Annotated in this window: 11 protein-coding genes; 3 read left to right on the top strand and 8 right to left on the bottom strand. The window is 71.7% G+C overall.

Annotated elements, in window-relative coordinates:
- Positions 1-125: 125 nt before the first annotated feature.
- Genes AC069R_RS32610 through AC069R_RS32600 form a run of 3 tightly spaced genes read right to left on the bottom strand, consistent with a single transcriptional unit; the run spans position 126 to position 3669 of the window.
- On the bottom strand, positions 126-2462 hold the full coding sequence (locus tag AC069R_RS32610; RefSeq protein WP_478770319.1) for an ABC transporter permease: 2337 nt from the start codon (positions 2460-2462) through the stop codon (positions 126-128).
- Positions 2459-3148: an ABC transporter ATP-binding protein gene (locus AC069R_RS32605; RefSeq protein WP_478770318.1), complete on the bottom strand. Its 690-nt coding sequence runs from the start codon at positions 3146-3148 to the stop codon at positions 2459-2461. Before AC069R_RS32605 ends, AC069R_RS32610 begins: the two co-directional genes overlap by 4 nt.
- Positions 3145-3669: a PadR family transcriptional regulator gene (locus AC069R_RS32600; RefSeq protein WP_397984258.1), complete on the bottom strand. Its 525-nt coding sequence runs from the start codon at positions 3667-3669 to the stop codon at positions 3145-3147. Before AC069R_RS32600 ends, AC069R_RS32605 begins: the two co-directional genes overlap by 4 nt.
- Positions 3670-3893: 224 nt before the next feature.
- On the opposite strand from AC069R_RS32600, the gene AC069R_RS32595 reads away from it, so the two are divergent.
- Positions 3894-6245 carry a transglycosylase domain-containing protein gene (locus tag AC069R_RS32595; RefSeq protein WP_478770317.1) on the top strand — a complete coding sequence of 784 codons (2352 nt, stop codon included), beginning with the start codon at positions 3894-3896 and terminating at the stop codon, positions 6243-6245.
- A 56-nt stretch (positions 6246-6301) separates the two neighbouring features.
- Here AC069R_RS32595 and AC069R_RS32590 read toward each other — a convergent pair whose 3' ends face one another.
- The 4 genes from AC069R_RS32590 to AC069R_RS32575 form a co-directional block, all read right to left on the bottom strand.
- Positions 6302-8395: a SpoIIE family protein phosphatase gene (locus AC069R_RS32590; RefSeq protein ID WP_478770316.1), complete on the bottom strand. Its 2094-nt coding sequence runs from the start codon at positions 8393-8395 to the stop codon at positions 6302-6304.
- Between the two features lie 296 nt (positions 8396-8691).
- Positions 8692-9381: a cytidylyl-2-hydroxypropylphosphonate hydrolase gene (gene fomD, locus AC069R_RS32585; RefSeq protein ID WP_478770315.1), complete on the bottom strand. Its 690-nt coding sequence runs from the start codon at positions 9379-9381 to the stop codon at positions 8692-8694.
- Between the two features lie 95 nt (positions 9382-9476).
- The gene (locus tag AC069R_RS32580) at positions 9477-10862 is read right to left on the bottom strand and encodes a class II fumarate hydratase (RefSeq protein WP_478770314.1); all 1386 of its coding nucleotides are present in this window, start codon (positions 10860-10862) and stop codon (positions 9477-9479) included.
- A gap of 75 nt (positions 10863-10937) precedes the next feature.
- Positions 10938-12632, bottom strand: coding sequence for a fumarate hydratase (locus tag AC069R_RS32575; protein ID WP_478770313.1), 1695 nt, complete (start codon positions 12630-12632; stop codon positions 10938-10940).
- 165 nt (positions 12633-12797) lie between these two features.
- Between AC069R_RS32575 and AC069R_RS32570 the strand changes: the two genes are divergently transcribed.
- Together AC069R_RS32570 and AC069R_RS32565 are read left to right on the top strand one after the other, a co-directional pair.
- Complete coding sequence (locus tag AC069R_RS32570; RefSeq protein WP_478770312.1) at positions 12798-13496, top strand: DUF1707 SHOCT-like domain-containing protein; 699 nt, start codon at positions 12798-12800, stop codon at positions 13494-13496.
- 119 nt (positions 13497-13615) lie between these two features.
- The gene (locus AC069R_RS32565) at positions 13616-13993 is read left to right on the top strand and encodes a WhiB family transcriptional regulator (protein WP_397984251.1); all 378 of its coding nucleotides are present in this window, start codon (positions 13616-13618) and stop codon (positions 13991-13993) included.
- A gap of 282 nt (positions 13994-14275) precedes the next feature.
- Here the strand turns inward: AC069R_RS32565 and glpX are convergent, their stop codons facing one another.
- Positions 14276-15310, bottom strand: coding sequence for a class II fructose-bisphosphatase (gene glpX / locus AC069R_RS32560; protein ID WP_478770311.1), 1035 nt, complete (start codon positions 15308-15310; stop codon positions 14276-14278).
- Positions 15311-15315: the final 5 nt, after the last annotated feature.

Raw genomic sequence — 15315 nt, 5'->3', positions numbered from 1 at the left:
GCAGACCACTCGCCCGCACCCGCGTCTCACCCTTCGCAGCACTCCGCCCCGCCGGATCAGATCCAGCGGGGCGGAATTAACCAACAGCATCCGGAGTGCGGGAAGGGCCCTGTGCCGTCAGGGGGTTACTCGGTCCGCAGTCCCTCCGGGCGCATCAGCCGCAGCAGCGGCGGCAGGCTCAGCGCGGTGACCACGAGGACCACCGCCGCGCCGGCGCCGGTCATCGACAGCACGCTCGGCCAGTCCACGGCCAGCGGCGAGCCCACCATCTTCAGCAGCACCGAGCCCAGCGTCAGCCCGACGACCGTGGCCAGCAGCAGGCCGAGCGCGACCGGGAGCGCGGTCTGCCACAGCACCGACAGGCTCAGGGTGCGCCGCCGGGTGCCGAAGGCCATCAGCGACGACAGCAACGTCCGCCGCTCGCGCAGCTGTTCCAGCTGGGTCACCAGCAGGCTCGCCCCGATCAGCGCCAGCACGCACAGCGCGCCGGCGTACAGCCCGGTGCGGATCGAGGTGAACTGCTTGGACTCCTCGGTGGCCGACCACACCATCACATCGGCGAACGGATCGACCTTCGCCGCCGTGTTGCGGGTGTACTCGGACACGTCCGGCACGTTCTTGTCGAACATGACGTACACCGTGCCGTCCAGCAGCCGGTCCACCCGCTCGGGCACCGCCGCCGGGGTCAGCAGAATGGCGCTGCTCCTGGTGCCGTTGGGGCTGGCGATCGCCTGGGCCGGCTTCAGGTGCGCCGGCACGCTCCAGCGCACGTCCGGGCCCCGGCCCGCGCCGTGCTCCGTGTCGAGATGGAGCACCCGGCCCGGCCGGGCGAGCTTGGTGACGGCGGCGTCGTCGTCCCCGCCGGTCGCCAGGAAGGCGTCCCCGTCGTGGCAGGACGGCAGCCGGGCCGTCTCGCGCAGCGAGGCACAGGTGCCGGAGACCAGCAGGGCGGTGTCGCCCGGCCCTGTCTTCCAGTCCTTCTCGCCCAGCGTGGTGCTGCCGAGCGAGACCGCCTTGCGCACCCCTTCGGTCGTGGTGAACCGGTCCGCGGCCGTACGGAACGGGGTGCCCTGCGACAGGTTGATCTGCATCTGCGCCCGGCTGACGTCCTGGCCGGTCGCCTTGGTGTAGTCGCCCTGGACGCTCGCGAACAGCATCTGGAGCGCGATCGCGCCGGCCACCGCGACGGCGATGCCGTTCACCATGCGGGCCGCCGTGCCGCTGCTCAACTGGAGCCGCCGCACCGCCAGTTGCCAGGACACCGAGCCGCGGTGCAGCCGGGCCACCACCGCTTCCACGGCCCACGGCAGCAGCGTGGTGACGCCGACGAGCAGCAGCAGGACGCCGCCGGTCACCAGGTACTCGTTGAACTGGCCGGCCGAGCGGCCCTGGCCGATCATCGGGGCGAGCAGCGCGAGGCCGCCCAGCGGCAGCAGCAGCCGCCACCACAGCCGGCGGCGCGCGGGCTTGGCCGTCCGCACCACGCCCAGCGGCTCGATGACCACCCCGCGCAGCGCGACCAGCGTGACCAGCACCGCCGCCGCCGGGACGGCGAGGGCGACCAGCGCGGCCAGCGCGGGCGAGGGGTCGAGATAGTCGGGGAACACGCTGATGCCCATGACCTCCACCGAGCCCGCGAACTGCCGGCCCAGCAGGAAGAAGGCGGTGCCGAAGACCAGGCCGACCAGCGATCCGGCCAGCGCCTCGCCCGCCGCGATCCGCCGGGTCATCCGGCTGTCGGAGCCCACCAGGCGCAGCGCGGCCAGTCTGCGGTCGCGCCGCTCGCCGCCGAACCGTACGGCGGTGGCGATGAACACGGCGACCGGCATCAGCAGCACCACGAAGACCACCAGCACCAGCAGGATCAGCACCGGGTCCATCCGGCTCGGCCGGGGCGCGTCCGGCGTCCCGTAGCCGGCGATCCGGGCGGTCCGGGAGCCGTCGATCTTCGCGGCGAGGTGCTCCGCCCCGGCGTAGTAGGCGAGTTCACGCGAGCCCACCAGTCCGTCCTCGGCGATCGTGCCGGTGATCCGGTACGGCAGCCGCGCCCGCAGCACCTGGCCCTCGCGGGAGCCGAGCAGCTCCTTCAGGGCGGGGGAGACGACCATGTCACCGGTCGCCGGGTACCCGGTCAGGCCCGGCGGGACCGGCGCCTTCGGACCTTCCGGCTCCACCAGCCGGCCGCGTATGTCGTGGCCGTGGAACTCGGTGTCGGTGTCGGAGATCACCAGGGTGTTCGCGGCCTTCGGCCTGCTCGGGCCGTAGGTGTGGTCCGCGCGGGCGTCGTTGCGGGCGTCCCGTACCGCGAGCGCGTTCGGGATCGCGGTGGTGAGCAGCAACAGCGCCACGCCGAGGCCGACCCCGACCGCCGTCAGCAGCACCCGCACCCAGCCCTCGCGCCCCCCGGTGAAGGCGAACCGGAAGCCCAGGCCGAGGTCCCTGCCCCACTGGCGTGCGCTCATACGGCCCGCTCCATGTCGCGGGACTTGCCGTCGCGTACGACGATCTCCCGGTCGGAGTAGGCGGCGACCCGTGCCTCGTGGGTGACCAGCACGACGGCCGCGTTGGTGGAGCGGGCCGCGTCGGTGAGCAGCTCCATCACGCGCTCGCCGTTGAGGGAGTCCAGCGCGCCGGTCGGCTCGTCCGCGAACACCACCCGCGGCGCGGTGACCAGCGCCCGCGCCACCGCGACGCGCTGCCCCTGGCCGCCGGAGACCTCGCCGGGCCGCTTGCCGCGCAGGTCGTCCACCTCCAGCCGCTCCAGCCAGGTCAGCGCGGCCCGCTCGGCCTTCTTGCGCGGGGTGCCGTTGAGGCGCAGCGGCAGGGCCACGTTCTCCACGCAGGTCAGCTCCGGCACCAGCTGGCCGAACTGGAAGACGAACCCGAACTCGCTGCGGCGCAGCGCGCTGCGCTCGGCGTCGTTCATGCCGGACAGCTCCCGGCCGTCGTACCTGATCGACCCGGAGTCGGGCGGCACGATGCCGGCCAGGCAGTGCAGCAGCGTCGACTTGCCGGAGCCGGAGGGGCCCATGACGGCGACGACCTCGCCGGGGTGGATGGAGAACTCCGCGCCGTCCAGCGCGACCGTCGGGCCGTACGCCTTGCGCAGGTCGCGGGCGGTGAGCAGGGAACCGGGGGGATGCGTCATGCGGCGACCTCCGCGCGCAGCTTGTCCAGACGGGCGGCGGTCAGTTCCAGCCAGCGCAGATCGGCCTCCAGATGGAACAGGGCGTGATCGCAGATCAGCTGGTCGGCGAGGTCGCCCTTGCGCTTGCGGTCGGTCAGGATGCGCATGCTGCGCAGGTGCTCGGCGCGCTGGACGTCGAGGATGCCGGCGGCGTCGCGGTGGGTGAGCAGGGCGAGGACGACCTTGGTGTACAGGGTCGACTGGAGGTACTCCTCCGGCTTCTCCGGAGTGGCGAGCCAGCGCTGTACGTCGGTGACGCCGGCCTCGGTGATGGCGTACCGCTTGCGCTCGGGCCCGCCGCCGGTCTCGATGCCGTCGACCTCCACGAGGCCGTGCTTCAGCAGCCGGGACATCGTCGAGTAGACCTGGCCGTAGTGCAGGGGCCGGTCCTGACCGAACTTCTCGTCGAAGGCCCGCTTGAGGTCGTAACCATGGCGCGGGCCGGACTCCAGGAGCCCTAGGAGGGTGTGACCGATGGACATGCCCCGCACTCTACACGCCGTGTATACGCGATGTGTATACACCCAGCGTGCAGCCCGATGACTTCGGCGCTCCGGGCAACCTCGGGGGCTCGGTAACCGTCGGTTCCCTTGGAACGGGTGCTGATTCTCACGTCCGTAAAAGAGCGGATCGGTAGCCCTTTGTCATATAGGCGGGTGTTAGCTTTCGGAGCTGACCAACGAGACGGAAGCGGAGCGAAGGACCCATGGGACGAGCGGAAGAGAGACGAGCGCGCCAGCGCGGCGGCCACCGCGCGGCGCCCCAGCGCCGCCGCTCGATACCCGCGGCCGGCAGCGGGGCGGCGGGCCTCGCGCCTGGCGGGAAACCGCGCAAGAGCCTCCTGCGCCGGATGTTCACCTGGAAGAAGATCCTCGGCACGTTCTTCGGACTGTGCCTGCTGTGCATAGGCGGCTTCGCCGCCGCGTACATGCTGGTGGACATTCCGGCGGGCAACGCCGACGCCCAGCTCCAGAGCAACATCTACAAGTACAGCGACGGCACGATGCTCGCCCGCACCGGCCAGCTCAACCGCGAGAGCGTCGACCTCGACAAGGTTCCGCTGGACGTGCAGCACACCTTCGTCGCGGCCGAGAACAAGAGCTTTTACCACGACTCCGGTGTCGACCTGAAGGGCACCGCCCGCGGCATCCTCAACACCGTCATGGGGCGCGGTACGCAGGGCGGTTCGACCATCACCCAGCAGTACGTCAAGAACTACTACCTGGACCAGAACCAGACCGTCTCGCGCAAGCTGAAGGAACTGGTCATCTCGCTGAAGCTGGACCGCCAGAAGTCCAAGGAGTACATCCTCGCGGGCTACATCAACACCAGCTACTACGGCCGCGGCGCCTACGGCATCCAGGCCGCGGCACAGGCGTACTACCACAAGGACGCGGAGAAGCTCACGGTCCAGGAGGGCGCCTACCTCGCCGCGCTGCTCCAGGCGCCCAACGAGTACGACTGGGCGCTGGCGAGCCCCACCGGCAAGCGGCTGGCCGTGGCGCGCTGGAACTACGTCCTGGACAACATGGTCAAGCAGCACTGGCTGGACGCCGGCAAGCGCCGGGCCATGCACTTCGAGAAGCCGAAGGCGCCCAAGGCGACGCCCGGCATGAAGGGCCAGACCGGCTACCTGGTGGACGCGGCCAACGCGGCGCTGGAGCAGCGGCTGGTCGCCCAGGGCAGCGCCGCCACGCTCGGGGACGCCGAGGCGCTGGTGCGCAAGGGCGGCTGGACCATCACGCTCAACATCGACAAGGGCAAGCAGCACCAGCTGGAACAGGCCGTCAAGGAGCAGCTGGCCAGCAAGCTCGACCCGAAGAAGCGCCCCGTCGACGCCGACGTCCAGCCCGGTGCCGTCTCCGTCGACCCGAAGACGGGCAAGGTCCTCGCCATGTACGGCGGCGTGGACTACTTCAAGCACTTCAGGAACAACGCCACCCGCAGCGACTACCAGCCCGCCTCCACCTTCAAGCCGGTCATCCTCGCCGCCGCGCTCCAGCAGCACTCCGTCACCCAGGACGGCAAGCCGATCAACGCCGACACGGTGTACGACGGCACCAGCGGCCGCCAGGTCGTGGACCACGGCGTCAAGGTCGGCTTCGGCCCGCCCAACGAGGACGATGCCGACTACGGGAACATCACCGTCCAGAAGGCCATGGACGACTCCGTCAACTCCGTTTTCGCGCAGATGGGCGTCGACGTGGGCATGGACAAGGTGATGAGCACGGCCAAGGACCTCGGCATGGACACCAAGGGCATGCAGGCCGTTCCGGCGCAGACCCTGGGCTCCATGGGCGCGAGCCCGCTGGAGATGGCCGGCATCTACGCGACCCTCGACAACCACGGCAAGAAGGTCACCCCGGCGATCATCAAGTCGGTCGAGCACAAGGACCGCGATGTCACGCTGCCGAACCCGATCGGCGACCAGGTGATCAGCAGGACAGCCGCCGACACGGTCACCTCCGTGCTCACCGGCGTGGTGGACGACGGTACGGCCAGGGTGTCGGTGGCGGCCAACCCGGCGCGCCGCGGGCAGCAGGTCGCCGGCAAGACGGGTACGTCCGACAACAACAAGTCGGCCTGGTTCACCGGCTACACGCCTGGCCTGGTCACCTCGGTCGGCCTGTTCGGCGAGAGCGCCAAGACTCACGCGCAGGTTCCCCTGACGGGCGCCACGGGCCTGCTTCCGGGCACCGGCCGGGTCAACGGCGGCACCTACCCGGCGCAGATCTGGGCCGCCTACACCTTCAACGCGATGGGCGGCGTCAGCAAGTTCGACCTGGACACCTCCCAGGGCGCCGCCGTCGAGACGCCGCCGCCGTCGACCAGCGCCACCCGGAGCCCGAGCCAGTCGCCCTCGCAGACGCCGTCGGGCACGCCGTCGACGTCCACCTCCCCGACCCAGTCGCCCACCCAGTCGCCGACGCAGAGCCCGACCCAGTCGCCGACCCAGTCCCCGACCGGCTCGCCGACCACCACGCCGCCGACGGGCGACCCCTCCCCGGACGACCCGCTCGAACAGCTGGGGGGACAGCAAAGAGAACGGCAGCCGTAGCCGGACATGAGGGAGGGCGCCCGGTACTCACCGGGCGCCCTCTTCCGTCGTCCAGGTCAGCCGCGATGCAGCTCGAACCACACCACCTTGCCGGTGCTCAGCCGCGTCGCGCCCCAGCGCCGGGCCAGCTTGTTGACGAGGTACAGACCGCGGCCCCCCTCGTCCGTCGCCCGCGCCTGCCGCAGCCGCGGCAACTGGGGCACGTCGTCACCGACCTCGCACCGCAGCACATGCGTGCGCAGCAGCCGCAGCGTCACCGGCCGGGACGCGTACCGTACGGCGTTCGTCACGACCTCGCTGACCAGCAGCTCCACCGAGTCGGTGAGGTCCTCCATGTCCCAGCGGGCGAGCGCGCGCCGGGCCAGCCGGCGGGCCTGGCCGGGCGCCGAGTCCTCCGGCTCCAGCGTCCAGTACGCCACATCGCTCGGCGCGATCCCGTCGAAGCGGGCCGCGAGCAGCGCGATGTCGTCGTCCCGGTCGCCGGGCCCGAGCATGTCGAGGACCTCGTCGCACAGGGCTTCCAGCGGCGGCGGATGGTCCGGTCCGGTCAGCTGCGCGGTGGCGGCGAGCCGTTCGCGCAGCTGCTCTATGCCCGTCCACACGTCCCGCAGCCGGGACTCCACCAGTCCGTCGGTGTACAGCAGCAGCGTGGCCCCGGCCGGCGCGTCCAGCTCGACCGCCTCGAAGTCCACCCCGCCGACGCCGATCGGCGCGCCCGGCGGCACCCGCAGCACCTCGGCCCGGCCGCCCAGGTGCAGCAGCACGGGCGGCGGATGACCGGCGTTGGCGATGGTGATGCGGTGCGTGACCGGGTCGTAGACCGCGTACAGGCAGGTCGCCATGCGGTCGGTGCCCAGCCGCTGTGCCTGTTCGTCCAGGTGGTGCAGCACCTCCTGCGGCGGCAGATCGAGCCCGGCCAGGGTCTGCGCGGTGGTGCGCAGCTGGCCCATGATCGCGGCCGAGGTCATGGAGTGGCCCATGACGTCGCCGACGACCAGCGCGACCCGGCTGCCGGGCAGCGGGATCGCGTCGTACCAGTCGCCGCCCACCCGCGCGGTCTCCGCGGCCGGCAGATACCGCGAGGCGAGCCGCACGCCGGTCGGGCGGGGCAGGGTCTCGGGCAGCATGGTGCGCTGCAACTCGTCGGCGATGTACGCCTCGCGGCCGTACAGCACCGCCTTGTCGATGCCGAGCGCGCTGTGCGTGGCCAGTTGCGCGGCCACCAGCAGGTCGTCCGTCTCGAAGGCGGGGCGCTCGGGGCGGCGCAGGAACAGGGCCGCGCCGATCACCCGGCGCCGGCCGCGCAGCGGCGCGAGGATGGCGTGCTGCCCGGACGGTACGAGCGCCTCCGCGCCGTCGCCGAGCAGTTCGGGCAGCGCGGCGCGGGCGGCCGGCGCGTCCGCGAACACCGGGCGCACCCCGCGCAGCACCTCGTTCAGGGCGCCGCCGGGGCGCACCTCGCACAGCTCGGTGGTCAGCGAGGACAGCTCCGCGAGCGCGACCGGCTCGGGCTCCGGCTCGAAGGCGCCGGGCAGCAGGACGCCGTCGGTGTCCCGCTCCTCCGGTATCCGGTCGGTGCGGCGCAGCCGCAGCACGACGGGGCCGGTGGGCCGTTCGTCGCCGACCGGCAGCGGGTCGCGCAGATAGACGAGGATCGCGTCCGAGAACGTCGGTACCGTGGCCCGGCACAGACCCATCACGATCTCGTCCAGGTCGAGGCCGCGGGCGATCCGCCGGGTGGCCGCGCCGACGAACCTGAGCCGGTCGCCGTCACGCCGCATGGGCATCGGCCGCCCCGGCGGCAGGCCCCGGCCGGTACGGCGCTCCGCACCGCCCGGCGTCCGCTCCTGGTCGGCGCCCGGCTGCGGCGGAATGGCCTCCGTGGGGCGCGGGCGATGGGCCGCGCCGGCGTCCGCGGTGGTGGGCTGGGAGTGCTCCGGGCCGTTGACTGGGGGCTCCTTCCCCTTGCCGTCCATGGGCTGGCCGTACACGGCGGCCGTGCCCGGATCGGCGGGCGTCCCGTCCGCCCGCGCCTGCACGGGTAAGACGGGGGTGCCGACCGGTTCCGGGGCATGTGTCAGGGCCCCGCGGCCGTCCGCGGGGTCGGCGCCCGCCTCGGGGCGCTCGAAGGAGGTGGGCTGCTCCGTCACGCGTGTCGCATCCATCCGTCCGGGGCCGCGCGCCGGGCGCGCGGTCGGTCCCGCAGAAGTCCCGATACCCGCAATGCGTGTCCGGGGAACGGATTTTCCGCGTGTCCAAAGGAAGTTCCCGTGCCACCGGCGTGGTCCGCGCGCCCGGCGGTGCTCCCCTGATACCCCTCGTTCACGTCCCTGCCGCCCCTCGGTGACGATCGGTCAAGCCCGGCGCAAGCCCCCGAAGTTGTCGCTCCGAAGCGCCCTTGCGGAGGACGATCCTACGTTTCCTGCCCGGGGGCGCATCAAGAGTCTCATGAGGACACGTGCGCGGGCGTACGGTCCCAGTCCTCGGGGAGTGACGGTACCGCCCAGGACTCGTCGGGGCGCCACCGCGGCCAGCCTTCCGAGAACGGCGGGCCCCAGTCCGCGATCGCCTCCAGGGCCGCCCGCCCGGCCGCGCGGACCCGCTCGGCGGTCTCGGCGGACATCAGGCCGTCCCGCTGGGCCTGTGCGAACTCGTCCTCGTCGCGCCACCGCCAACTGCGGTCCGGGCGCACGTCGATGTCCAGGAAGTGGTCCTCGGAGTCCACCCCGCCCGCCCAGCGGACCAGCGGTTCCTCCAGGTTGACGTACCAGTTCTTGAACCGCCAGCCCGGCTCCCAGAACAGCCACACCGACCAGGGCACGCCGGGCTGGGCCAGCTTCAGCACGCCGGTGCCGAGCCAGCGGTCCCGCCGTACCGTGCGCGGCTTGGTGTAGCGGGACTCCAGCGGCTCGCGGTGCACCGGCGTGCCGTCGGCCAGGGCCGGCTTCACGCACTCGGTGCCGGGGGCCAGCCATACGGCGAGCAGGTCGGCGTCGTCGCGTACGACGGTGACGGGCCGCACGATGTGGAACCGCGCGCCGCCGTTCTCCCGGTACCGCCACAGGATCTGGGTACCGGGCGCCCAGTACGCCGCAGGTCCCGCCGCCGTTTGCCGCATCGTTCGGTCGTCCGTCATGGGCAGATATTAGGTGCCGGGCGGGGCGGGCGCTGCGGCGCGGGTCACGGTTCCCCCGTGCGCGTGCGCGGTGGCCGAAAAGGTTCGGCCGGGGGTCACGGACGGGTCATCCGCAGCACGTCCAGCGCCTCGTCCAACTGCTCCTCGGTCAGCTCGCCGCGCTCCACGTACCCCTCCTCCAGCACCACCTGACGGATCGTCCTGCGTTCGGCGAGCGCCTTCTTGGCGACCTTCGCGGCCTCCTCGTAGCCGATGTACTTGTTCAGCGGGGTGACGACGGAGGGCGAGGACTCGGCGTACTCGCGGGCGCGTTCGCGGTCGGCGGTGATGCCGTCGATCGTGCGGTCGGCCAGCAGCCGGGTGACGTTGGCGAGCAGCCGGATCGATTCCAGGACGTTCTTGGCGATGACCGGGAGCATCACGTTCAGCTCGAAGTTGCCGGCGGCGCCCGCGGTGGCGATGGTGGCGTCGTTGCCGACGACCTGGGCGGCGACCATCAGCACGGCCTCCGGCACCACCGGGTTGACCTTGCCCGGCATGATCGAGGAGCCCGGCTGGAGGTCGGGCAGCCGGATCTCGGCGAGCCCGGTGCGCGGGCCGGACGCCATCCAGCGCAGATCGTTGGCGATCTTCGTCAGCCCCACCGCGATGGTCCGCAGCTGCCCGCTGGTCTCCACGATGCCGTCCCGTGCGCCCTGCGCCTCGAAGTGGTCGCGGGCCTCGGTCAGCGGCAGCCCGGTGGCGCGGGCGACCTCCTCGATGACGGCGGCGGCGAACCCCGGCGGGGTGTTGATGCCGGTGCCCACCGCGGTACCGCCCAGCGGCAGCTCGGCGAGGCGGGGCAGCGAGGCGCGCAGCCGCTCGACGCCGTACCGGACCTGCGCCGCGTACCCGCCGAACTCCTGGCCGAGCGTCACGGGGGTGGCGTCCATCAGGTGCGTACGGCCCGACTTCACCACGTCCGCGAAGTCCGCGCTCTTGCGCTCCAGCGCGGCGGCGAGGTGGTCGAGGGCCGGGATCAGATCGTGGGTGACGGCGGCGGTGGCGGCGATGTGGATCGAGGAGGGGAAGACGTCGTTGGACGACTGCGAGGCGTTGACGTGATCGTTCGGATGCACCGGGCGCCCGAGCCGCTCGCTCGCCAGGGTCGCGATGACCTCGTTGGTGTTCATGTTGGACGAGGTGCCCGAGCCGGTCTGGAAGACGTCGACCGGGAAGTGCTCGTCCCAGTCGCCGCGGGCGACCTCCGCCGCCGCCTCCTGGATCGCCCGCGCGACGTCCGGGTCCAGCACCCCGAGTTCCGCGTTCACCTTCGCCGCGGCCGCCTTGATCCGCGCCAGCGCCTCGATGTGCGCCCGCTCGATCCGCTGCCCGGAGACGGGGAAGTTCTCCACGGCGCGCTGGGTCTGCGCCCGCCACTTGGCGTCCGCCGGTACCCGGACCTCGCCCATGGAGTCGTGCTCGATGCGGTATTCGCTCATACCGGGTACAGCGGACCGGGGGCCGGTGTTGTTCCGGGGGTTGGGCCATCGGCCGCGGCCCAACCCCCGTACGGGTCAGGCGAGGCCGGGGCCGCGCACCGGGATGGAGGTGAACGTCGGCTGGGGAGCCGGGTCCTGGAAGAAGTCGTTGCCCTTGTCGTCCACGACGATGAACGCCGGGAAGTCCTCGACCTCGATCTTCCAGACGGCCTCCATGCCCAGCTCCTCGTACTCCAGGACCTCGACCTTCTTGATGCAGTCCTGGGCGAGACGGGCCGCGGGGCCGCCGATGGAGCCGAGGTAGAAGCCGCCGTGGGCCGCGCACGCGTCGGTGACCTGCTTGCTGCGGTTGCCCTTGGCGAGCATCACCTTGGAGCCGCCGGCCGCCTGGAACTGCGCCACGTAGGAGTCCATCCGGCCGGCCGTGGTCGGGCCGAAGGAGCCGGACGCGTAACCCTCGGGGGTCTTGGCCGGGCCGGCGTAGTACACCGGGTGGTCCTTCAGGTACTGCGGCATCTCCTCGCCGGCGTCCAGGCGCTCCTTGATCTTGGCGTGCGCGATGTCGCGGGCCACGACCAGCGGGCCGGTCAGCGACAGCCGGGTCTTGACCGGGTACTTGGTCAGCTCGGCGAGGATCGTGTCCATCGGCTGGTTGAGGTCGATCTTCACGACGTCGCCCCCGGACTCCAGGTGCTCGTCCGTCGTCTCCGGCAGGAACCGGGCCGGGTCCCGCTCCAGCTGCTCCAGGAAGACGCCCTCGGCGGTGATCTTCGCGACGGCCTGGCGGTCGGCTGAGCAGGACACGGCGATGGCGACCGGGCAGGACGCGCCGTGCCGGGGCAGCCGGACCACGCGCACGTCGTGGCAGAAGTACTTGCCGCCGAACTGCGCGCCGATGCCGATCTTCTGGGTCAGCTCGAAGACCTTCTCCTCCAGCTCCTTGTCCCGGAAGCCGTGGCCGAGCGGCGAACCCTCGGTGGGCGCGTTGTCCAGGTAGTGCGCGGAGGCGTACTTCGCGGTCTTCAGGGCGTACTCGGCGCTGGTGCCGCCGACGACGATCGCCAGGTGGTACGGCGGGCACGCGGCCGTGCCGAGCGAACGGATCTTCTCCTCCAGGAACTTCATCATGGAGGCCTCGTTCAGGACGGCCTTGGTCTCCTGGTACAGGAAGGACTTGTTGGCCGAGCCGCCGCCCTTCGCCATGAACAGGAACTTGTAGGCGCCGCCGTCCGTCGCGTACAGCTCGATCTGCGCGGGCAGGTTGGAGCCGGTGTTCTTCTCCTCCCACATGGTGAGCGGAGCCATCTGCGAGTAGCGCAGGTTCAGCTCGGTGTAGGCGTCGAAGATGCCGTGCGAGAGGTGCTTCTCGTCCGCGCCCTCGGTGAGCACGTTCTGGCCGCGCTTGCCCATGACGATCGCGGTGCCGGTGTCCTGGCACATCGGCAGCACGCCCGCCGCCGCGATGTTCGCGTTCTTCAGCAGGTCGAGGGCGACGAACTTGTCGTTCGCGGAGGCCTCGGGGTCGTCGATGATGCGGCGCAGCTGGGCGAGGTGGGCCGGGCGCAGGTAGTGCTGGATGTCGTGGATCGCCTCCGCGGCCAGCTTCCGCAGCGCCTCGGGCTCCACCTTGAGGAACGTCCGTCCGTCCGGGCCCTCGACGGTGGAGACGCCCTCGGACGTGACCAGCCGGTAGGGGGTGGTGTCCTCTCCCTGGGGGAGCAGGTCGGTGTACGCGAACGCTGGGCGGGGCGGTTGGGAACTACGCGGCATCTCAGCCATTCCTCACTCTGACGGACGGCGCCCGCCGACGCTGGCGGGCCCGTCCAGCGTAGAACCTGCCGCCGGCGGCCGGCTTGTGAGGTAAGGCTCAGTCGGGCTGCGCCGAGTTGTCCACACCCCTAGTCGCGATCTATCGCGTTTCGGTACGCTGCTGCCGTGGACCTTCAGAAGCCCGCCCGAACCCAGGACGCCACCCCGAGCGTCCCCGCCCTGCGCGCCTCGGACGCCGACCGCGACCGGGTCGCCGACATCCTCCGCGAGGCCCTCGCCGAGGGCCGGCTCACCGCCGACGAACACGCCGAGCGCGTGGACGGCGTGCTGAACGCGAAGACGGTCGGCGAACTGGAGGTCTTCATCCAGGACCTGCCCGCCGCCCACCAGCGCCCCTCCGGCCCCGCCTGGACCCCCGCCCCGCCGCGCCCCACGGACGAGATACCCGCCGAGTCCGACGCGAACGTGGTGGCCGTCTTCAGCAGCGCGGTCCGCCGGGGCCGCTGGCGCGCCGGGCGCCGACTGCACGCGTACTCGGTCTTCGGCAGCGTCGAGATCGACCTCAGCGAGGCGATCTTCGAGTACCAGCAGGTCGTCACCAAGGCCGTCTCGGTCTTCGGCGACGTCCAGATCCGCGTCCCGGAGAACGTGTCGCTGCGCGGCACCGGCGGCGGCGTCCTCGGCAACTTCGAGGTGGCCACGCTGGACTCCACGGACACCGACGCGCCGGTCGTCTACGTCGACGGCTGGGCCGTCCTCGGCAATGTGGAGGCCCGGCCCAAGCGCGGCAAGCTCGTCTCGGACATCCTGGAGCGGGTCCAGGACAAGGTGGAGCGGAAGCTGCGCCGGCATCTGGACCGTTGACGGTCGCGAACTCCCCGGCGATCACCCGCCGTTGGGGACGCAGTGCATAGGCGCGCGTACAGCGGGTAGGCCTTGCTGCATCGTCTCTCGCTCGCGAAGCCGTCGTCAGGAGTAGACCCGTGCTGCGACCGCCGCATTCGTCCTTGCAGGTAGCTGCCGTACCGGCCCAGCGGGTGCCAGCACGGGACCGGGACCAGGAGGCACCCTGGCACACCGAGGCCGTGTGCCGGCGCGACGAGGCGGGACTGTTCTTCGCCCCGTCCAAGGAGCCGACCGCCGCCCGGCTGTCCCGCGAGGAGGCGGCCAAGCGCGTCTGCGCCCGCTGCCCGGTCATGGTCGAGTGCCGCGAACACGCCCTCCTCCAGCCCGAGCCCTACGGCGTCTGGGGCGGCCTGACGGCGGCCGAGCGCCGCGTGGTCCTCGCCAGGCGCCGCCGCCGCGAACTCGACCTGAACAAGACGGCCCGCGTGACGGCCCCGGACCGCATAGCCGGCTAGGGCCTTTCTTTCGGATCAGGTCGGCTCCGGCCGACGGGGCCTTGGAACTGACCCGAGCGGGGTCTGGTGCGTGCAGATGCAAGGCGGAGGAGTGAGTCGACGCGGAGCGTCGGCGAGTGACGACAACGCCGCAGATGTGCGTGCCAGGCCCCGCGACCCCGACAAGATCCGGAAGAAAGGCCCTAGGGCGGGCGGCACGCGAGAGCGCCTCCTGGTACAGGGGGCGCTCACGGTCATGCGGAAGCGCTGCGCCCCCTCCGCACCGGGGGCGCTCCGCCCGGTCTACTTGGCCCGCTCGAAATCGATCGCGCTGTAGGCCCGCAGCTTGCTGAGGCGGTGCTCGGAGTCGATCCGGCGCACCGTGCCCGACCTCGAGCGCATCACGATCGACTCGGTGAGCGCGGTCTGCGACCGGTAGCGCACCCCGCGCAGCAGCTCGCCGTCGGTGATGCCGGTGGCCACGAAGAACACGTTCTCCCCGGACACCAGGTCGTCCGTGGTGAGCACCCGGTCGAGGTCGTGCCCGGCGTCGATCGCCCGCTGCCGCTCCTCGTCGTCCTTGGGCCACAGCTTGCCCTGGATCGTGCCGCCCAGGCACTTCACGGCGCAGGCCGAGATGATGCCCTCGGGCGTGCCGCCGATGCCGAGCAGCAGGTCGACGCCCGTGCCCTCGCGCAGCGCGTAGACGGACCCGGCGACGTCGCCGTCGGAGATCAGCTTGATGCGCGCGCCGGCCTCCCGCACCTCCTTGATCAGTCCTTCGTGCCGGGGCCGGTCCAGGATGACGACGGTGACGTCCTCCGGGGTGGCCTTCTTCGCCTTGGCGATCCGCCGGATGTTCACGGCGACGGGCGCGTCGATGTCCACGAAGTCCGCGGCTTCGGGACCGGTGACCAGCTTGTCCATGTAGAACACGGCGGACGGGTCGAACATGGCGCCGCGCTCGGCGGCGGCCAGCACGGCGATCGCGTTGGGCATGCCCTTGGCGGTCAGCGTGGTGCCGTCGATCGGGTCGACGGCGATGTCGACCTCGGGGCCGGTGCCGTCGCCGACGTGCTCGCCGTTGAACAGCATCGGCGCCTCGTCCTTCTCGCCCTCGCCGATGACGACGACGCCGTTCATCGAGACGGTGGAGACGAGGGACCGCATGGCGCGCACCGCGGCGCCGTCGGCGCCGTTCTTGTCACCGCGCCCGACCCAGCGGCCGGCGGCCATCGCCGCGGCTTCGGTCACCCGGACGAGTTCCAGGGCGAGGTTGCGGTCGGGAGCCTCGGCGGGAACATCGAGTTCGGAGGGCAGGTGATGATTTTCGGTCATCGGGG

Source organism: Streptomyces sp. NPDC043952, assembly GCF_056435325.1.
This window is presented reverse-complemented; position numbering and strand designations above follow the sequence as displayed.